The sequence below is a fragment of the Dysgonomonas sp. UBA7630 genome, assembly GCF_002483985.1.
Classification (GTDB): domain Bacteria; phylum Bacteroidota; class Bacteroidia; order Bacteroidales; family Dysgonomonadaceae; genus Dysgonomonas.
This window is the reverse complement of the sequence record NZ_DLIY01000018.1, coordinates 109,266-131,057: the sequence shown is the minus strand read 5'-3', so window position 1 is coordinate 131,057 and position 21,792 is coordinate 109,266. Positions and strand designations below refer to the sequence as shown.

18 protein-coding genes are annotated in these 21,792 nt (G+C 37.1%); 15 read left to right on the top strand and 3 right to left on the bottom strand.

What is annotated here, in order from left to right; translation table 11 throughout:
* Window positions 1-15 precede the first annotated feature (15 nt).
* Together B3P17_RS07720 and uvrB are read right to left on the bottom strand one after the other, a co-directional pair.
* Complete coding sequence (locus tag B3P17_RS07720) at window positions 16-252, bottom strand: hypothetical protein (protein WP_252637796.1); 237 nt, start codon at window positions 250-252, stop codon at window positions 16-18.
* A gap of 363 nt (window positions 253-615) precedes the next feature.
* A complete protein-coding gene (gene uvrB, locus B3P17_RS07715; protein WP_252637797.1) occupies window positions 616-2,637 on the bottom strand; it encodes an excinuclease ABC subunit UvrB in 2,022 nt (673 codons plus the stop codon).
* A 142-nt stretch (window positions 2,638-2,779) separates the two neighbouring features.
* Between uvrB and B3P17_RS07710 the strand changes: the two genes are divergently transcribed.
* From B3P17_RS07710 to B3P17_RS07670, 9 genes are all read left to right on the top strand, one after another.
* The gene (locus B3P17_RS07710; protein WP_252637798.1) at window positions 2,780-3,511 is read left to right on the top strand and encodes a lysophospholipid acyltransferase family protein; all 732 of its coding nucleotides are present in this window, start codon (window positions 2,780-2,782) and stop codon (window positions 3,509-3,511) included.
* 176 nt (window positions 3,512-3,687) lie between these two features.
* Complete coding sequence (locus B3P17_RS07705) at window positions 3,688-5,439, top strand: amino acid ABC transporter substrate-binding protein (protein WP_252637799.1); 1,752 nt, start codon at window positions 3,688-3,690, stop codon at window positions 5,437-5,439.
* Window positions 5,440-6,165, top strand: coding sequence for a porin family protein (locus B3P17_RS07700; protein ID WP_252637800.1), 726 nt, complete (start codon window positions 5,440-5,442; stop codon window positions 6,163-6,165). It abuts the gene before it with no gap.
* Between the two features lies 1 nt (window position 6,166).
* Window positions 6,167-6,847: a class I SAM-dependent methyltransferase gene (locus tag B3P17_RS07695; protein ID WP_252637801.1), complete on the top strand. Its 681-nt coding sequence runs from the start codon at window positions 6,167-6,169 to the stop codon at window positions 6,845-6,847.
* 11 nt (window positions 6,848-6,858) lie between these two features.
* A complete protein-coding gene (locus B3P17_RS07690; RefSeq protein ID WP_006841663.1) occupies window positions 6,859-7,419 on the top strand; it encodes a cob(I)yrinic acid a,c-diamide adenosyltransferase in 561 nt (186 codons plus the stop codon).
* A gap of 68 nt (window positions 7,420-7,487) precedes the next feature.
* Complete coding sequence (locus tag B3P17_RS07685; RefSeq protein WP_006800744.1) at window positions 7,488-7,709, top strand: DUF2795 domain-containing protein; 222 nt, start codon at window positions 7,488-7,490, stop codon at window positions 7,707-7,709.
* 298 nt (window positions 7,710-8,007) lie between these two features.
* Entirely contained in the window at window positions 8,008-10,017 is a 2,010-nt protein-coding gene (locus B3P17_RS07680; RefSeq protein WP_252637802.1) for a hypothetical protein, read from the top strand.
* 332 nt (window positions 10,018-10,349) lie between these two features.
* Entirely contained in the window at window positions 10,350-11,687 is a 1,338-nt protein-coding gene (locus B3P17_RS07675; RefSeq protein ID WP_252637803.1) for a dihydroorotase, read from the top strand.
* 137 nt (window positions 11,688-11,824) lie between these two features.
* Window positions 11,825-12,865: a linear amide C-N hydrolase gene (locus B3P17_RS07670; protein WP_252637804.1), complete on the top strand. Its 1,041-nt coding sequence runs from the start codon at window positions 11,825-11,827 to the stop codon at window positions 12,863-12,865.
* Window positions 12,866-12,931: 66 nt separating this feature from the next.
* Here B3P17_RS07670 and B3P17_RS07665 read toward each other — a convergent pair whose 3' ends face one another.
* Complete coding sequence (locus B3P17_RS07665; protein WP_252637805.1) at window positions 12,932-15,244, bottom strand: BamA/TamA family outer membrane protein; 2,313 nt, start codon at window positions 15,242-15,244, stop codon at window positions 12,932-12,934.
* Between the two features lie 251 nt (window positions 15,245-15,495).
* Here B3P17_RS07665 and B3P17_RS07660 point away from each other — a divergent pair, with 251 nt between their 5' ends.
* From B3P17_RS07660 to B3P17_RS07635, 6 genes are all read left to right on the top strand, one after another.
* Entirely contained in the window at window positions 15,496-17,307 is a 1,812-nt protein-coding gene (locus tag B3P17_RS07660) for a YgiQ family radical SAM protein (protein ID WP_252637806.1), read from the top strand.
* Between the two features lie 56 nt (window positions 17,308-17,363).
* A complete protein-coding gene (locus B3P17_RS07655; protein ID WP_252637807.1) occupies window positions 17,364-17,756 on the top strand; it encodes a Dabb family protein in 393 nt (130 codons plus the stop codon).
* Window positions 17,757-17,807: 51 nt separating this feature from the next.
* On the top strand, window positions 17,808-18,488 hold the full coding sequence (locus B3P17_RS07650) for a porin family protein (protein WP_252637808.1): 681 nt from the start codon (window positions 17,808-17,810) through the stop codon (window positions 18,486-18,488).
* A gap of 138 nt (window positions 18,489-18,626) precedes the next feature.
* A complete protein-coding gene (locus B3P17_RS07645; RefSeq protein WP_006841656.1) occupies window positions 18,627-19,445 on the top strand; it encodes an enoyl-ACP reductase FabI in 819 nt (272 codons plus the stop codon).
* A gap of 108 nt (window positions 19,446-19,553) precedes the next feature.
* Window positions 19,554-20,162 carry an L-threonylcarbamoyladenylate synthase gene (locus B3P17_RS07640; RefSeq protein WP_252637809.1) on the top strand — a complete coding sequence of 203 codons (609 nt, stop codon included), beginning with the start codon at window positions 19,554-19,556 and terminating at the stop codon, window positions 20,160-20,162.
* 80 nt (window positions 20,163-20,242) lie between these two features.
* Window positions 20,243-21,790 carry a S41 family peptidase gene (locus B3P17_RS07635; protein ID WP_252637810.1) on the top strand — a complete coding sequence of 516 codons (1,548 nt, stop codon included), beginning with the start codon at window positions 20,243-20,245 and terminating at the stop codon, window positions 21,788-21,790.
* Window positions 21,791-21,792 lie beyond the last annotated feature (2 nt).

Sequence of the window (21,792 nt, the reverse complement as noted above, 5' to 3'; positions counted from 1 at the left end):
ATTTTATCGCTCTTACTATCTGCGACCTATATTTTCGAGATAATTTTCTACTCTTTTGTTTCGCTCATCTTCGGTCAGACTGGCAGCCACTTCGATATGAGTTCTGTCATCAATTTTCAGCCATACTGTCTCTCCCATATCTTTCTTGTGTTCTTCTATTATTCTTCTTAACGTATCTTCCGGAGTCTGTCTTTCAGACCTTTTCATAGCAGTTCTTCTCCCTGCTTTAGGAGTTGTTTGTTGTACACTCATTTTATTTGATTTTTTAATTTAATTGTGCGATTAATGCAAATTTTTAAAGAAGCAGAATATTCTTCTACTTCACCAAAAATCACCTCACATGTAGTTTTGGAAAACTGTCATATTTATGTGAAATAGATAAATATAACACTTAAAGTGCAGATTTACAAATATTTTATAGAAACTTTACAAATAGCGAGGCAAAAGCATGATAAATAACAAATCTTAGACTTTACCAACACCGCCATACGCTAAGTTAATGAAAATAAAAAACTTAACAAAACGCTATTATTTTTCGGAGATTATATGAGATAAAATCGGTAGGAATAAAGAAATAATTAAGCGGCGGAAATACAAAAGAAAAAAGGAAGCTGATCACTTCCCTTTGCTTTTTAATTCATCTTCTAATTTAATCACCTGATCACGGTATTGAGCAGCTTCAAGAAATTCGAGTTTTTTAGCAGCCGCAGACATTTGCTTTTTTGCTTTTGCAATAGCTTTCTTTAGTTCCTCTGCACTCATATACTGCATCTGGTCTTCCGAAGCTATAGAAAGTATACTATCTTGACTGTATGGCTGAGGAATAGCTAATTCTTCCTCCTTACGCTGCGTAAAGACGGACGTGCGGGCTTTCTGTATTTGTTTAGGTACAATACCATGCTCCTCGTTATATGCCATCTGCTTCTCTCGTCGGCGATTGGTTTCATTGATAGTCTTTGCCATACTATCCGTAATCTTATCGGCATAGAAAATGACCTTTCCATTTACATTACGGGCAGCACGACCTACTGTCTGAGTGAGAGATCTATGTGAACGTAAAAAACCTTCTTTGTCAGCATCCAAGATTGCAACAAGCGAAACTTCGGGTAAGTCAAGCCCTTCACGCAGAAGGTTGACACCTACAAGTACATCAAATTCTCCCGTTCGCAAGCTATCCATAATCTGAATACGATCGAGGGTATCCACGTCGGAATGTATGTAGCTACAGCTTATTCCGTTGTTTGACAAATAATTCGTCAATTCTTCGGCCATACGTTTTGTAAGAGTTGTTACAAGTGTACGCTCATTCTGCTCAACACGCATTTGTATTTCTTCCATCAGATCATCAATCTGATTTAAACTCGGACGTACATCAATCGGAGGGTCTAAAAGACCAGTGGGACGAATCAATTGTTCGACAATTACCCCTTCTGATTTTAACAGCTCGTAATCGGCAGGCGTTGCGCTCACATAAATGGTTTGTGGTACAAGAGATTCAAACTCTTCAAACTTCAATGGCCTATTATCTAAAGCTGCAGGAAGACGAAAACCATATTCAACCAAGTTCTCCTTTCGGGAGTGGTCTCCTCCATACATAGCCCGTATTTGGGGAATCGTCACGTGACTTTCGTCAACTACTAAAAGAAAATCATCTGGGAAGAAATCCAGCAAGCAGAATGGACGTGTACCCGGTTTTCGATTATCAAAATAACGCGAATAGTTCTCTATACCCGAGCAATGTCCTACTTCACGGATCATTTCCAGATCATAAGTTACTCGTTCATAAAGGCGTTTAGCTTCCAACGGTTTTCCTATCGATTGAAAGAAATCTACTTGACGTCCCAGATCTATCTCAATTTCCCCAATTGCCCTATCCATACGGTCTTTGGTGGTTACGAATAGGTTTGCAGGATAAATCCTAAAATCATTATAGCTATCGATCTTTATTCCGGTGAGTGGATCGAGACATTCTATACTCTCTATCTCATCTCCCCAAAAAACAACCCTCACAATAGGATCTCCATAAGCAAGGAAAACATCCACTGTATCGCCCTTTACACGAAAATTACCGGCTTTGGGATCGACTTCGTTTCGTGAATACAGAGCGCTAACCAATGATCGGAGAAAAACATCACGCACAATTTTCTGTCCCACCTTTAAACTAATTGTAGAGCTTTCAAAGTCTTCGGGGTTCCCCATGCCATACAGGCAAGACACAGAAGATACAACAATTATATCACGACGACCCGATAAGAGAGACGTTGTAGTCGCCAGTCGCAACTTTTCTATCTCATCGTTGATAGATAAATCTTTCTCTATGTAGGTATTCGTAGACGGAATATATGCTTCCGGCTGATAATAGTCATAATATGAAACAAAGTATTCGACCGCATTATCGGGAAAGAATGTCTTAAACTCACTATACAACTGTGCGGCAAGTGTCTTATTATGGCTTAACACCAAGGTGGGCTTGTCTACATTTTGAATAACATTAGCTACCGTAAATGTTTTTCCTGAGCCGGTGACTCCCAACAATGTTTGAAACGGAATATTTTGTAAAACCCCTTCGGATAAAGCAGCTATCGCAGCCGGCTGGTCTCCTGTTGGGCTATAATTTGAAGTTAATTTAAAATCCATCTGTTATTTTCCTCTTTCCTAAATCAAAGATAACAAGAATTTTGCATTTATATTCTTAAATAAATAGGATTAACTACTCATGATGAAAAATGTATTCAAATTAAATAATGTATTTTTGTATTACAAACGGAATATTTTGAGTATGAAAAAAATTGTTCTATTCCTCTATGAGCTATTTATTTTTGCTCCTATCTTCATCTTAGCTACTATTGTCACGGCCGTAACCGTCATGATCGGATGTCTTGTCGGCAACAGGACTTTCTGGGGGTACTATCCTCCGAAATATTGGTCTAAACTTGCTTGCAGACTTGCTCTGTGTAAAATAAATGTTGTCAGAAACGGGAAACTGGATCCAAACAAATCATATATATTCGTACCAAACCACCAAGGGGCTTTCGATATATTCCTGATCTACGGGTATCTGAATCAAAATATAAAATGGGTTCAAAAACAAGAACTGCGTAAACTTCCTTTTGTAGGAAAAGCATCCGAGATTGCAGGGCATGTATTCGTAGATCAGTCCAACCTCAAATCGATGAAAGATACGATAGTAAAGGCTGAAGCTGAATTGAAAGAAGGGTCATCGATGGTGATCTTTCCCGAAGGTGCACGCACAAAAACAGGTAAGATGGGACGATTTAAAAGGGGGGCTTTCATTATTGCCAAAGAAATGAATCTGGAGATTGTTCCTGTAACCGTAAACGGACCTTACGACCTGATGAAAATAAATACATATTTCCTGAACCCTTGTAAACTGGAACTGATAATACACGAGCCGATCTCGACAAAAGATTTGAATGAAGACAATATGTCTGAATTTATAGATAACTGCCGGGAGATTGTATATTCGGGACTTTGGGAAAAATATAAATAATTAAACTTTAAAGAACTATACAAAAATTAGAACCGTTGTAGAAACGCTTCTACAAGCAACCCTGAAGCCTAATAAATGTTAGAAAATTAATTCATAATAAACATCACGACAGGAAATAACAAGATAACATTCATTTTTTTGTACTTTTGCGATTAACCATATAACAATATTTAGAAATGAAATTGAAGCTTATATTATTTTTATCATTCATACTGATAGCTTGTCATTCAAGCCTTTCGTATGCATATAATACATCAATTTCCGTTACTCAAACACCGAAGGATGAAATTACCACTTATACTGTAGCCAAAGGAGAGACTGTATATTCTATTGCTGCCGCACATAATACTTCCGTACAGCAAATATATAAGTTGAACCCCAAGGCCGAACAAGGCATTAAAGCTGGTGACAAACTTCTGCTATCGAAAGCGAAAGCCGTAGCAAGTTACAGCAACCACCTGATAGAAGCAAAAGAGACGCTGTTTTCGGTTTCACGCCTCTATAAAATATCGGTAGATGACCTGAAAAATGCAAACCCCGGACTTACTGAAAGTACTTTCAGCATAGGTAAGACCATCCGAATTCCGATGTTTGGAGGAAGCTCTTCTACTTCAAACTATGCCGGACAAGCTGCAAGCAGGTCAAACAAAGAATATAAGGTACAAAAGAAAGAAACACTATATAGCATTGGAAAAGCAAACAATGTAAGCGTTGAAGCTTTATTGGATGCCAATCCATCACTCAGAACAGAGGGATTAAGAAACGGTATGACAATAATCATACCTACCGGTGAAGCCACATCTAAAAACAACTTATCGCAAACAAACAACACCCGAAAAAGCGAAGCTCCTCGTGCTACGAAAGGCGAAACCGTAAGAGTAGGTATTCTCTTGCCATTCACAGACAACAGCGGAAGTATATCGAAAGACAAGCTTGCCGAGTACTACGAAGGGTTCTTACTGGCAGTGAAAGACCTGAAAAGCAAGGGACTGAATGCTGAGATATATACATTCGATACTGGTTCTGAAAAAAACACCAAAAGACTTGAAAGCCTCTTGGAAACAAATGAGATGAAAAACATGCACCTCATTATAGGAGGAGTATCGAAACAACAGATAGACGCCTTAGTCAAATTCTCTAAGAAAACAGGCATAAAGTATGTGATACCTTTTGGCTCTTCGAGCGAGATTACAGGCACACCTCTGCTATTCCAAATGACGTCATCGCATTCATCATTGTATCCTGAAGTGACTTCTGCTTTTGTAAAAAGATTCAGAAATTACAATATAATCTTCGTGTCGGAAGATGGCTCAAATAATGATAAAATAGATTTTGTAAACGATCTAAAGAAAAGCCTCAGCAAGGCGGGAATTCCATCAAAGACAATCACAAAATCGAGCAATTTGGGCGAAGACCTCAAAGCTGCTACAAATGCTACAAACAATATAATCGTACCGACATCTTCTTCCGAAGCAACATTAAGAAGAATAACAGCAGTGCTGAATGTTTCGAATGATACCTCGTTCAGCCTCTTTGGTTATCCCGAATGGCAGGTGTATAACAGTCAGGTAGAAAATCTCCATAAATATGATGCGTACATTTACAGTATATTCTTCCTCAACGAACAGCAAAATGCTGTGCAAAACTTTGCGGATGACTACAAACAGTGGTACAATAAGAATCTGATTAACTCGTTCCCTAAATGGGGATATCTTGGATATGATACAGGTCTTTACTTCTTAACTGCACTAAAACAGTATGGAAGTTCTTTCGAAGATAATATATCCAAAATAAATGTACCTACATTACAGTCTTGCATTTACTTCGAAAAAGTAAATGAAAAAAATGGAGGGTATGTAAACAACGGTATATACTTTATCCACTATAAAGATAATTCCAGTCTCGAAAAAATAGATATCACTGATTAAATGGTAAATAGATATTTATTATTATTGCTTCTACCTTTTATTTTTGGTTCATTTATGTATGGACAAAATAAAGACTTCAAACCTGAGTGGAACATAGGCGTAGGATTCGGACCCACATTTTCATCTGTGGATTTTCAATCCGTCCCAAACTCTGAAAACGCCAACAAGATGCGCATTTCGACAAAAAACCAGATGCAGTATCACGGAGGTATAGCTATACGATACATCTCTGAAAAAAACATCGGTATCATTGCTGAGCTCAACTATAGTCAGGAAGGTTGGGAACAAAATTTCAGCAAGAATGACGCATTTGCAAATTTAGGTTTTGAACATTCTCACCAATTAAATTATTTTGAATTACCCGTACTCACGCATATCTACTTCGGAAACAAAGTACGCTTCTTTTTCAATCTGGGACCTAAAATTGGATTTCTGATAAGTGACAGTGAGAAAATAAACGACAAACTCGAAAACTATTTGGCTAGCGGAGTTTCTCCGTCATTCGAAACCAACCAATATTATCGTATGGCTGAGAATAAAATCGATTATGCCTTAATGGCAGGTCTCGGACTAGAATTCCGTACGGGTATCGGTAATTTTGCTTTGGAAGGAAGATACTCTTTCGGATTAGGAGATATTTATAAAAGCAGCAAGGCCGACTACTTTTCCAGATCGGCAAACAGAGTTATTTACGGTAAGTTAACCTATTACGTCAAGCTATTCTGATATGCCACGCATATACAAGCTCTCGAAAGCAGGGTTAAAAATACTTTATAAGATACGCCATCATAGAGGTCATGGTATACATTCTCCCTTTGTTTTCAACCTGATAAATAAAGTAATTGAAGAAAAAACACCTTATCATATCTATGATGATATAAGAACCATTATAGATCCTTATGTTTTTTTGCACTTGAAGAAGTACAACTTACTTTTATTTCGATTGGTTAATTATTTCAATGCAGAGAGAATACTCGAAATAGGTGCAGGATATGGAGTGAATACACTTTGTATGACGGCACCATCGAGCAATACAAAGTGTATAAGTATAGAAACAAGCGAGAGAAAATATAGTATTGCCAAACGTTTATACAGTGAATGGAACAGAAATATAGAGTTATTGACGAATCCACAGCTACCCGAACTACAAGAAAAGCAAGACTGTATTCTTATCGATTTAAACAACTATAGTCTCTTACCATCAGATGTTTGTAGATACTTGGATGATATTTGTCACGAAAAAACATTTATAATTGTAAGAGGCATAAGAACAAATAGACGCAACCAAGCGTTATGGAAATGCATCGCAAGCATGGATAGCAGAACAGTAATACTGGACTTATTCAACATTGGTATTGTATTTTTTGACAATACTCTTTACCGATGGGAATATAAAATCAGTTTTTAAACTAAACGAAAATGAAGAAAAGTGGCATATATACGAAAACCGGAGACAAAGGAACAACTTCCCTTGTAGGAGGTAAACGTGTGATAAAGGCTCATGTGAGGCTTGATGCATATGGTACGACGGATGAGCTCAATTCGTTTGTCGGGTTTCTTACAGAAAAGATAGAAGATGAGCACGACTTGAAAATATTATCTTTTATTCAGCATAAGTTGTTTACTGTAGGATCTTATCTGGCAACGGAGACAGAAGCCATGCCACCCAAAGCAGCCAGCATCATTACAGACAAAGATATAGCCACCCTCGAGAATGAAATGGACAGGATGGATAGCGAGCTACCTCAGTTGAGGCAATTTGTCTTACCGGGAGGAAGCGAATCGGCTGCACGGGCACATATCTGCCGTACCGTTTGCCGACGTGCTGAGCGTTGCGTATACAAAGTGAAGGAAGAATATCCGGTGGATGATCTGGTCTTAATGTTCATAAACAGGCTCTCCGACTACTTTTTCTTACTCGCTAGAAAAGAGAGCAATAAGAAAGGAAATGAAATATTTTGGAATCAGGCTTTGATATAAGAAATATTGTTATATTTTTGCGGAAAATATAAGCAAACTGGCAAAAAATAAAAATAAATAAAAATATTATGTACTGGACACTAGAATTGGCATCTAAACTAGAAGATGCACCATGGCCTGCAACAAAAGAGGAGTTGATTGACTATGCCCAACGTTCGGGTGCACCTCTTGAAGTAATAGAAAATCTACAGGAAATTGAGGATGAAGATGAAATCTTTGATACCATCGAAGACATCTGGCCTGATTATCCAAGCAAAGAAGATTTCTTTTTTAACGAGGATGAGTATTAAGCTCCACACGTTGTAAAAGGTTATAAAAACAAATAAAAAAGAGATTAGGGTAGTTTGTAATTACTCTAATCTCTTTTTTTTTGTATCTTTTATGGTGCCTCTATGTAATAGTAAAACATGGAATGAGATAACCTCAACGTTAAATGATAATGGTTTCAGAACTCGTAAAAGCTGTATGTTTGGAATGATACAAGTGATGAGGTGCTATGAAAGGTATAAATAGTATATTTCTTTATCTATAATATGAAATTAAAGGTAATGTGCTAACTTTGAAAACACATAAAATTATATAAATGTAATGGAAGTACCTGTTGAAAATATTGTTGAATCTGTTGACCTAACTCCAAATGACGCACTTCTGCCACTTTATGAATGTGTCGTAAATTCTATCATTGCGTTAAAGAAAGGCAATATACCTCTTGGTGAAAGAAAAATTCAGATAAAAATAATACGAGGTGCCTTACCTACAGAACCTGATATCACGGGGTCTAAAATGATAAAAGATATTGTCGTAACAGATAACGGACAAGGATTTAATGAGGAAAATTTTCAATCATTTGAAACTCCATTTAGTAAAGTAAATAAATCTTTTGGATGTAAAGGCGTTGGTCGCTTTACTGCATTAGCTGCATTTGAGAAAATCAAAGTAGAGAGCAACTTTTTTGAAAATGGGAAGTGGATGGATAGGAGCTTTGAATTTGATGCCTGCAATGAAATTGTAAAAAAAACTATTGAAGAATCTAAATTAAAGGAAAATAAGACATCTGTTAGTTTAATTGGTTGTTTTAATCCTGTTATAAAAGAAAAAACAGCCAAAACGTTAGAAGAAATATCTACTTCAATAATGAATCATTGTCTTATATATTATCTGTGCAATGATTTCCCTCGGATAGAGTTGTTAGATATTGACGGTGAAGAAATTAAAGGAGAAGTTATTAATGAATTGTTTGATAAGGTATCGAAAGAAAGAGAAAGAGATTTTACAATTGACAATTATTCATTCAAGGCATACATCCTAAAAACATTGAAGGGTAGGAATCGAAAAAATCACTATATACACTACTGTGCCAATTCAAGAGTTGTCAATAATGGTCGAAACATAGCAAATGTAAATAGCTTATTCAGCTTTCCTCTAACAGTGAATGGAAACTCATATTTTATTGATGTATATGTTGTATCTGATTATCTTGATAAAACTGCATATCGCACAAGAAATGGGTTTAAAATACCTATGGAGAGAGGAAACAATATATTTGGAGATAATCAGCCATCTTTTCAAGAAATAGAACAAATTTTGTCTTCTATTTTAGAAGAAGAGTATAGTGATTTCATTAAAGATGCAAAAACAAAAAACATTAAAGAAATAGAAGATTATGTTATAAATTCTGCTCCTCGTTATAGAAGTTTGCTCAAAAATGAGTCATTAATAAAATCAATTCCTTTTGGTTTATCTGATGATAAAAAAGAAGAATATCTATACAAAATATCATATGATGAACGTAGAAGACTTGAAAAAAATATCCAAAATTTTGTTGCTAATAAAAATATTTCAGAAGCAAGTATTGAAGATATTAAAGAACAAATAAAAGAGAAAACAGCTTATGATTCAGATAGCTTAGCAGACTATATGATACGAAGAAAAGCAGTAATCAATCTATTTGATAAATTCTTAGAAGCAGATGAAGGTGGTGATTATAAATTAGAAGAAGATATCCATAATTTGATATTTCCGATGGGAATATTTAATAGTGAAGCGTCATACGAAGCACATAATCTGTGGTTATTAGATGAAAGATTTGTAAATTATCATTTTATTGCATCAGATAAATCTATAACATCAGTTTCCCAGAAAAAGAGCAGGAAAGAACCTGATTTATTAATGTTTGACAATCCAATTTGCTTTGGAGCAAGCAATGCAGGAGAGGTGTCCTCCATGGTTATTTTTGAATTTAAAAGACCAGGAGAAACTGCTCATCAAAAAAGAAAAACTGATTATCGTTGGGAGTTCTCAGAGTTGGTTGAAAAATATTTTGATGATTTTTTATATACAGAAGACAAACGGAATTATAAAGGGAAGCAGGTTATTGTAAAACAAACGACCCCTAAGTTTGGCTATATCGTGGTTGATGTTATACCTAAAAGTTTAGAAGAATATAATCTTAGAAAAGGATGGAAAAAGACACCATTTGGCTCATTTTTCAAAATTACGGAAGGAGAAAATTTGCATTTAGAAGTATTAACGTTCAGAAAACTGTTAGATTTTGCAGAGCAACGGCACAGTCCTTTTTTCAATAAACTCTTTTCATGAGATAATCAAACATCAAATTGCCACGCATTTATCAATATTTTGCAAATGCTATAAGTTTCACTAGAAGACATTCTTATAAATGGTAATAAACTGATATTATGAGCTTTATTAATCATAAATAAATTCTTTAAAAAAAAATGAGTATCACACTCCGCAAGTTGCAAAAGGCTATATTCCAAACTATGAAAAATCAGAATAGCTAATAAAATACACATACCCCTTACCTCCATCGCATAATCTAAATTCTATTACGATTTATTTCACTGATAGTAATTTGCAACTTCCTTTCAATAATATTCCTTTTTCTTATCTTTGCAAGAAATATCTCCAATATGATACTAATACATAAAGCCACCATTATCAACGAAGGAACTTCATTTGTAGGCTCCGTATTGATAGAAAAAGACATTATATCTGAAATATATAGATCGGAAGAAGTTCCTGAAACAATTCTCAACAAAGCAACAGTAATAGACGCCAAAGACTTATGGTTGCTTCCGGGAGTAATAGACGATCAGGTGCACTTTCGTGAGCCGGGACTAACTCACAAGGGAGATATTGCGAGCGAAAGCCGTGCTGCGATAGCAGGTGGAGTAACGTCATTTATGGAAATGCCAAACACAAACCCGCAAACGACAACCATAGAATTACTAGAACAAAAGTTTGAGATAGGCGCACAAAAGTCCTACGCAAACTACTCCTTCTATATGGGTGCTACAAACGACAACCTCGCCGAGCTAAAGAAGGTAAACCAAAAAGAAGTGTGTGGTGTAAAAGTCTTTATGGGATCGTCAACCGGCAATATGCTTGTAGATGATAAGAAAGTATTACAAGCTATTTTTGCCGAAATAGATATGCTCATTGCTACACATTGCGAAAAAGAAGAGATCATCAGAGAAAATCTGGCAAAATATAAAGCAGAATTCGGCGAAGATATACCAATTCAGTACCACCCGCTCATCCGTAGCGCAGAGGCATGTTATCGCTCTTCTGCCGAAGCCATCGAATTAGCGGATAAGTATCAGACCCGTCTGCATATTCTTCACCTTTCCACCGAGAAAGAAATCAGCTTGTTTGACATCAAACCTCTTACAGAAAAGAAAATAACAGGAGAAGTGTGCGTACATCACCTTTGGTTTTCGGACGAAGACTATTCAAAGTACGGCACGCGCATAAAGTGGAACCCTTCGGTAAAGACAAGGCAAGACAGAGGTGCTCTTATGCAAGGCCTGCTAAAAGGAAAGCTAGATGTGATAGCAACAGATCACGCTCCGCATCTGATAGAAGAAAAAGTAGGAGGAGCCTCGAAAGCAGCATCGGGAGGACCATTGGTTCAACACTCATTGCAGATGATGCTGGAACTATCTAAAAAAGGCAAAATATCAAAAGAGCAGGTTGTAAATAAGATGTGTCATGCTCCTGCCATAATGTTCCAAATATATAAACGAGGATACATCCGCAAAGGGTACTTTGCAGACCTTGTACTCGTAAACCCCAATAAGCCATATACGATTACTCGAGATAATATTTTGTATAAATGCAAATGGGCTCCACTAGAGGGTGAGACAATGTCTACCACGATAGAAAAAACATTCTTGAACGGAAAAATTGCATTCGAAAACGGAGTGGTGAACGAAGTAAGAGGCGAAATGTTGAAGTTTGATCGATAACTTCTATTCACTCAAAAAAAATCGTTCAAAAAAGAGAAAGCATAAGATCACTAGGATAAAATAGGGATAATACGAAACTTTCATTTAAGTTAAATTGTTAAATAGAGAGTAATTCACTCATAAACTTCAATCTAATTATGAAAAAGTTTGGTATTGTTCTTAGCTTCATTCTTGCGCTTCAGTTTGGCAGAATAGATGCTTGTACACGAGTTGTTTATCAAGGCCCAAACAACACGATCCTCACAGCCCGTTCTATGGACTGGAAAGAGGACAGCCGTAGCAACCTATGGATATTCCCAAGAGGAATGGAACGTAGTGGCGAGGTGGGCAAAAACCCTATGAAATGGACTTCAAAGTATGGCAGTGTTATAGCCTCTGCCTATGATATCTGTAGCACCGACGGCATGAATGAGAAGGGATTGGTAGCCAATCTTCTTTGGTTAGCTGAATCTTCGTATCCGAATTGGGACGGCAAGAAGCCTGCATTGTCAATCGCCGCTTGGGTGCAATATATGCTCGACAACTTCGGGACAGTAAGCGAAGCCGTTACAGCAATGGAGAAGAGAGATTTCGAAGTCATATCCGACATGATGCATGATGGTTCTCGTATGGCTACTTTACACTTATCTATATCGGATGCCACAGGCGATAATGCTATATTTGAGTATATCAACGGAGAATTGAAAATACACCACGACAGATCGTATCAGGTAATGACCAATTCGCCTGTTTTTGATCAGCAATTGGCATTAAACGATTACTGGAAAAATATTGGAGGACTAACATTCCTTCCCGGCACAAACCGTGCAGCAGACCGTTTTGTAAGAGCATCTTATTATATCAACACTATCCCTCAAACAGACGATACACGTATCGCTGTGGCCAGTGTATTTAGTGTTATTCGCAACGCTTCTGTTCCTTATGGCATAACTACACCGAATGAGCCGAATATTTCTTCTACAAGATGGAGAACAGTTTCGGATCAGAAGAACAAAGTGTATTATTTCGAATCGACTTTATACCCCAATGTTGTTTGGGTTGATTTCAAAGACATAAATTTTTCGGAAAAAGCTCCGGTAAAGATGCTGGATTTGGTAAACGGAAATTCCTATTCAGGAAATACAATCAAAGATTTTGTAGATGCCAAGCCTTTCAAATTTCAAGGAATAGATAACTAATACGTAAGACTGAACATAAACAACAAAGCCAATCCGTTACGATTGGCTTTGTTGTTTATATATTATTTAGAATGGATATCCTATACCAAAATGCCATGCCATGCGATTCAATCGTGGCTTGAACAACACAAATCGTTCAGACTGTAAAAGCCCCGGATCATAAGCTTTCATCCCTGTATCGAAACGCAATAACAGAAAACTCAAATCTAAGCGAATACCCAATCCGTACGAAACCGCAATCTCTTTATAAAAGTTCTTGAACTGGAATTGCCCTCCGGGTTGAGTTTCATAATTCTTTAAAGTCCAAACATTACCGGCATCAATAAACTGAGCAAATTCGAAAAGAGGAGTCAGCTTATATCTATTCTCTATACTAAACTCCAGTTTCATATCTCCTGTCTGATTTACAAAATCACTCTCTGTTTTTTCAGCACGTCTATAAGATCCCGGGCCAAGAGATCGGGTACTCCACCCTCTGATACTATTTGCTCCACCGGCAAAAAATCTCCTTTCGAAAGGCAAAACATCCGAATTACCGTAAGGGTGAGCTAAACCGAGCCCGACACGATAAGCCAATGAATGTATTTTTGAGAAATAAAAAGTTCGGGAATATTCTACACTACCTTTTATATATTCGGCGTATGCAACACCCAATATCTTTTTCTGCCCTGTTTCCTGATCAACTTTTGCTCCATTCAGAGTGGTAACAAATCGAGGCAACCCTCCCGCAAATTCAATAGAACTGCGAATAGCATATGTCGGATAAAGTGCATTCAATCGCCGTGCATTCACCAGCGTAATGCTATATGCCATGCGTGAAACGAGCTGATCTCGATAACTCTCTCGTAGCAAGGCATTCTTGTCATCGTCAAGATACTTTTTAAAATCGTCAGACATACTAGGCATCCGCATGAAGTTAATATCAAACAGATCAAGAGTGTGCCGCAATCTATTTTTGTATGTAGACCAACCATAGTTCAATGAGGTATTGAAAAACTGACGTGTATATTCCTTACGATGCTGATTGGTAAGACCAACGGAAACTCTGGTAGAAGCGGAGGGCTGTTCTCTCCAACTCTTTTTCAACCAAGGGAATAAGAACATCGGAAAAGTAAGTCCGGTCTCTATCCCATACTCGTAAAAGTTTTGATTCAACAAGTCATTCTTCTCCTTGCCGGCAATAAATTCATAGGCTCCTTTCAGTTTTATATTAAACTGCTCTCCTCCATTAAAAAGATTCTGGTGTTGATATGTTATACTTGGCGCAATACCAATATCTCCAGCCGAATTAGTACCGTCAAGTCCAGCCTTAAACCAATGGGCATTAGCCGGTAGTAGGACTATCGTTGCATCCAGCAAATGGGTGCTATCTTGCGGAGATGGAGATACAGATATATTCGCCTGCTTTATTGCTCCCATTTTGGTATATGCCTCGTATGTGCCATTCAGAGCCATGTCTGAAAAGTAGCTTCCTTTACGCAGATAATTATTTCGAACAATGGTAGAACTTCGTAAAAAATTATTTCGTCCCCTGATAATTTTTATTCCTTTATAGTCCACAGTATCTGCATTCCTGAAAAACCACCTGTTTGCACTCACCAACCCATCATTTTGCCCTCTTGCATCAGCAGTTGAATTTAAGCCGGATATTATCGTTACATTGTTTATTTTATAACGGGGGTAAGGTAAACTATCTTTTGCAGGGTACACATCCAGAAATAAATCTACCTGATGTGAGTTGAGTGTAGAATCCACTTTGAAATAGAGATATTCTTTCGAAAAGTTATAATAACCCACATTTCGCATTATGCTATTCACTCTTTGCCTTTCTTCCTCAAGGAGCTCCATATCAAACATATCCCCAGAGGTTATGTAAGGTTTCATTGGGATACGTGTCAAAATGCGAGTCATAGTGGTATCGCTAAGTGTATATTTATAGTCACGCACAGTATAGGGTTTACCTCCTTTAAGGTCGTACGTTACAGATATTTTCTTCCCTTTTATCTTCAATATAGTATCTGCCTCGGCATTCAAATATCCTTGGTTATTCAACTGTTTAAGAAGTTGGTTCCTTGATTGCCAGGTTTGCCCCGAGCTATATATTACAGGAGGTGCTCCTAGTTTACGGATATTCCTATTTATCCATGAAGAATCGCTCCCAGCTATATTGTAGATTTTTAGGGTTACCTTTCCCAAAAGGGGGAGCGTTGTGTTTGGTTGTTGCCGAACAAAATCTTCCAAGTCTGAAGTTGCATTCTTTGTATCATGCTTTATGGTAAAATCATCCAACAAATAGCTTCCGTCCGGAATGTTTTTGGTAGTAGAACATGCCGTAAGAATTAAAACAAGGATAAATGATATGGATAAAACTTTTTTCATTACAAATATTAACATACAACAAAGATATAATGTTTAATAAATAGATAACATTAAAATACTAAATTTCATTTATTGTGACCATGTTATCTATAATAAAAGCTGAAAGAATCGTGTTCTTTTGATGACAATTTCCCTTTCTTCAAGAAAATGAAAATAAAGCTATCTGGGATATAAAGATGAATAAATAAAATGTTAAGAATCATTCTTAAAAATACCTCAACTATAAAAAAACAATACCTTTGCATCTGATTATGAAAGAATATCGTCTTACTGACTGGTTACCTACAACAAAAAAAGAGATTGACCTCAGAGGATGGGATGAACTCGACGTTATCCTTTTCTCGGGAGATGCATATATAGATCACCCCTCTTTTGGAGCTGCTGTGATCGGCCGCATTCTAGAAGCCGAGGGGCTAAAAGTGGCAATCGTACCCCAACCTAACTGGCGGGACGATTTGCGTGATTTTAAAAAATTAGGTAAGCCTCGCCTTTTCTTCGGAGTAACAGCCGGAGCAATGGACTCGATGATCAATCATTATACGGCAAACAAACGACTACGGTCTGATGATGCTTATACACCCGATGGCAGAGCTGACATGCGACCAGATAGACCTTCGATTGTATACACCAATATTCTAAAAGAAATTTTCCCCGATATCCCTGTCCTTCTAGGAGGGATAGAAGCATCACTGCGCCGGGTAACACATTATGATTATTGGGACGATAAACTTCATAAGTCAATATTAGTAGATTCCAAAGCCGACCTGTTGGTATATGGAATGGGAGAGCTACCTCTGAGAGCTATAATCGGGGAACTAAAGAGCGGCAAATCGATAAAAGACCTGAAAGATATTCCACAGACTGCTTATTTGTTGGACAAAACGCCGGATGGAAAGGAAAAGGATATCTATCTTTTTTCACACGAAGAATGCTTGTCAGAAAAACTGAACCAAGCAAAAAACTTCAAGATTGTAGAAGAACAATCAAATATGATAAATGCTTCCCGCATCATTCAAAAATGTGGTGAGCAGTCTGTCATTATTAACCCACCCTACCCTCCGATGTCGGAAAAAGAGGTGGACGCTTCGTTTGATCTTCCATATACACGCCTACCCCATCCCAAATATAAGGGAAAGACAATTCCGGCTTTCGAGATGATAAAATTCTCGGTCAATATGCACCGTGGATGTTTTGGAGGCTGTGCATTTTGCACCATATCAGCCCATCAGGGTAAATTTATCGCTTCACGATCTAAGGAATCTATACTCAAAGAGGTAAAGGAAATAACAGACATGCCCGATTTCAAAGGCTACCTAAGTGACCTTGGAGGCCCTTCTGCAAACATGTATAAGATGAAAGGTAAAGATGAAAACATCTGTGCAAAATGTAAACGCCCGTCATGTATTCATCCCAAAATATGTAAGAATTTGAATGTAGATCATTCTCATCTTTTAGAAATATACAAGGCTGTAGATAAAATACCTAAGATAAAGAAATCATTTATTGGTAGCGGGGTACGTTACGATATGTTACTGCATCGGAATGAAGATGATAGGCTAAATAAGATATCTGAAGAGTACACCAAAGAACTGATTGTAAATCACGTATCAGGACGTCTTAAAGTTGCTCCGGAACATACATCCGACAAAGTGCTCAGCTATATGCGCAAGCCGAGCTTTGAGCAGTTTTACACTTTTCAGAAAATATTTGAGAAAATAAATAAAGAGTCGGGACTCAAGCAACAGCTCATTCCTTATTTTATATCTTCACACCCCGGGTGTACAGAGATAGATATGGCAGAGCTGGCCGTTGCGACGAAGCCTTTGGGGTTCAAACTGGAACAAATACAGGATTTCACCCCATCTCCTATGACCGTAGCTACAGAGATATACTATACAGGCTATCATCCATATACGCTGGAAAAAATATATACAGCACGGACAAAAGAACAAAAATTGGCACAACGTCAATTCTTCTTTTGGTATGATAAAGGCTACCGTCCGCAAATCATAAAAGAATTAAAGAGATTGAAAAGAGAAGATCTTTTAAAAAGGTTGTATTAAGACCTACATAGAATTATTTACTTTAGTAATATCTTAAATTATTAAACACTTCGCTTATGAAAAACTTGATTCTGCTCATTTTACTATTCCTTCCTCTGTATGCTTGCTCCGATAAGAGTAAACAAGAAAAGAAAGAAGCTGAAAGCACGAATACGAATATCAGACACGTAGTTGTTTTTAATCTTAAACACGAGTTAGATGATCCTAAAACAGCTAAATTTTTGGAAGAAGGCAAAGAGATATTAACAGCTATACCCGAAGTAAAAAATTTCCAGGTATTCCGTCAAGTAAGTAAAAAAACGAATTTCAACTTCTGTTTTTATATGGAATTTGCCGATTCTACAGCGTATAAAACATATAACGATAATCCTGAGCATGTAAAATTTGTAAAAGAGAGATGGGAAACAGAGGTTTCAGACTTTATGGAAATCGATCTGGAGAATTATTGAATCGAATGCAAAACATTTAAATTAAATATTTCACTTAACTAACATCAGATTATGAAAGTACATTACAGACTATTTTTCTTTACATTGGTTCTATTATCAGGTTTAAATGCCATGGCACAAACAACTCCTTTTACATTCGGAATAAAGGCCGGGGTTAATATGTCTAACGCTACTATTGATAATAAAGACGCTGATCCCAAATTAAAGATAGGATACCAAGTGGGAGCAACAGTAGATTATGCTCTTACCCAAGAGTGGTTGATCCAGTCAGGATTATCTTTCACAGCCAAAGGGTCTAAAATAGACGATTTCGATGCCGGAAGAACAATTGGAGGTGATGGTAGAGGAACAACTCATACTTTCAATGAGCTATATATACAAATGCCTTTATATGCTGCATATAAAGTAAATGTTTCCGAAAACTTTGGTGTTGTTATAGGAGCAGGACCTTATATGGCATATGGAATAGGTGGAAAAACGAAAAAGAAATTACACAAAGCTGTATTTGGTGATGGTAGTACCGAACGAGAATTTGATACCTTTGGAAATGCCAAAGACGCTATCGAGCAACTGAAAAGGTTTGATTTGGGCTTGGGGTTGAATGTAAGTGCTGAATTTGGAAAAATCGTCGTAGGTTTAGGGTATGAGCATGGATTGCTTAACGTTGCAGCCTATGATGGAATGAAGTATCGCAATCGTAATGCAACCCTTACATTAGGCTATAAATTCTGATGATACGATAAATAATCAAACAAAATAAATGAAATAGCATCTCATTATTGCACATTTTTACTATTTTTGTGCGATAAACTATTATAAGCTATCATCGTATTTTTGTAAGTAGCTAATAATCAATAAATAGATATAAACATGAGTAACAATTTATTAAAAGGCAAAAGAGGAATTGTCTTCGGCGCATTAAACGAGAAGTCTATTGCTTGGAAAGTAGCTGAGAAAGCTGTAGAACAAGGTGCAATCATAACATTGTCAAACACTCCTATAGCTGTAAGAATGGGTGAGACCAAGGCTTTGAGCGAAAAGCTGAATGCTAAGGTTATTGCTGCTGACGCAACTAGCGTAGAAGATCTTGAGCAAGTCTTTGTTCAGTCTATGGAAGCCCTTGGCGGAAAAATTGATTTTGTACTTCACTCAATTGGTATGTCGCTCAACCTCCGTAAAGGAAGACAGTACGATGACCTTGATTATGGATTTTTAGATAAAACATTGGATATTTCAGCTATCTCTTTCCACAAAATGATGCAGGTAGCAAAAAAACTGGATGCAATTGCAGAAGGTGGCTCCGTTGTAGCTCTTACTCACATTGCTGCGCAGCGTACATTTACCGGATACAACGATATGGCAGATGCAAAAGCATTGCTTGAGTCATTCGGTCGCAGCTTTGGTTATATATACGGTCGTGATAAGAAGGTACGTGTGAATACAATTTCACAGTCGCCTACTTTAACTACTGCCGGACAAGGTATTGGCGGAATGGATGCATTTTTCGACTTTGCAGAAAAAATGTCTCCTCTAGGAAATGCAAGTGCAGAATCTTGTGCCGACTACTGTATTGTCATGTTCTCTGATTTGACGCGTATGGTAACGATGCAAAACTTGTTCCACGACGGAGGGTTTTCTAATATGGGTCTAACTCAGGCAATTGTTGAAGATTATATCGAGAAGAAATAAGCAGATAAAACAATAAAATAGACGAGCGGCCCATAAATAATTATTTATGGGCCGTTTTTTCATATTAATCATTACTTTTGATTTTAATAAAAAAATATAAAGGATGACATGCTTATAAAATTATACGAACAAAACCCCAATCAGAAAGAAATTGACAGGGTTGTATCTGTTTTGCAAGATGGCGGACTAATTATATACCCAACAGACACAGTTTATGCTATCGGCTGTGACGCGCTCAATGTACGCGCGGTGGAAGAGATATGCAAGATGAAGGATATAAATCCGGCAAAGAGCAATCTTTCTATCATTTGCTATGATTTAAGCAATATCAGTGAATATGCAAAAGTAGATAATGCTATTTTTAAACTGATGAAGAAGAATTTACCGGGTCCTTTTACATTTATACTTAATACAACATCATCTCTACCGAAGATATATAAAAACAAAAAAACGGTGGGGATACGTATTCCTGATAACAACATAATAAGAGAGCTTGTCCGTAACCTAGGAAACCCAATACTTACCACTTCGGTGAAAGACGAAGATGAAGTGGTTGAATATACGACCGACCCCGAACTCATCTACGAGAAATATCAAGAGAAGATAGATATCGTTATCGATGGCGGATTTGGAGGTATAGAAGGCTCTACAGTCGTAGATTGCACAAGCGATGAGCCGGAAATAATTCGTCAGGGGAAAGGTGAATTAATTTTGTAAGAAACCATTAAATACATACATTTGTAAAATTCTGCCTTTCGAGGACAAAAATCCACCCAAGGCTAACTATTTTGTCATTTATGAAAGCAAAAAGCATATTTTTATTAGCAATAATTCTATTATCTTTCAATGCATGTAGAGATAAGGAAGAGGAAGATCCGATTACTCCTCCCAAAGAATTAACCGACAACGAACTCACAAACCAGTGGGCTTACAACAAGATGAAAAGTTTGTACCTCTGGAATACAAATTTGCCTTCATCCCCCGACTACACGCAAGATCCTGAAAAATTCTTTTATGGTATACTCTATAATTATGGAAAGGTTGACGGTGACCGTTTCTCCTGGATAGAAGAAGACACTTCTAAAAAAACAAAGGCATTATATGCTGATGCAAACCTAGGATTTGAATATATACCAATGAATTATTTTCCATATCTTAACCAAACAGGAGGTACTAATACTTCAATAGGATTCTTTATAGTGTACGTTTACGAAGAGTCCGATGCATATAAAAAAGGGCTAAGAAGAGGTCAGGTAATATACAAAGTGAATGATACAGATGTAAACTACGATAACTATTCAACTATCCTGAAAGAAAATACATCACTTTCCCTGTGGATATATAATAATAAAGGTGAAAAAGTGAAGCTGGAAACATTTCAGGCTGCAGAGTCTAAAAAATCACCAATATTCATAAGTAAAGTTATACCCGGAACTAAAATAGGATATTTGATGTATAACGGGTTTGAAAGAAGTGCTGATGAAAGTGACGAAAACAACTACGAATATGACATCGAACTAATTGAAAGCATTCGATCATTAAACAGTCAAGGAATAACAGACTTTGTGCTTGATCTTCGCTACAATCCCGGAGGATATCTTACCTCTGCTATGGATTTAGCTAGTGCTTTGGTTCCAAACAGAAAAACCAGTAATATATTTGCAAAAGAAAAATACAACACTCATTTCCAAGACTCTATAGTAAAAAAATATGGTAATGATGTCCTTAATGAGTATTTTCTGGATAAAGTATATGGCACGAGTACATCAATCCCGCAACTGAGCCTTAGTCGTCTATACGTGATTGCTACTGAATATACGGCTTCAGCCAGCGAGTTGATTATACATGGCTTAAAACCTTATATGACAGTTTTCCAAATTGGAACAACAACCGTAGGGAAAGATAAAGCATCCATGACCGTCAAGTCTGATAATTCGAGAATTAAATGGCAGCTACAGCCTCTTATCTCCAGACTTACGGATGCAAATGGGAAAGGTGAATATATTAATGGTTTAACACCTGATTCTGAGGTTTCTGAATGGGAGGAAGGATATACGATGCAGTCTGCTTATTATGATGATAACAACGGAAATAGAGTTGAAACTCAGTGCCCTCTTCTATCAGATTGGATAGGTGGACTTACTGAATTAGGTGATACTTCAGAACCACTCCTTGCCGAGGCAATTGCACAAATAACAACGGGAACTTCTCGCGTGAAGAAAGCAGCAAAAACTGTGAAATCTAGTCAAGGAGCCATTAGAGTTCCTAAACTTAGTCATAATGAACATCTTCAACGAATTATAATAGACCAAGATAAGTTCTCAACTCTAAACAAAAGTAAATAAGA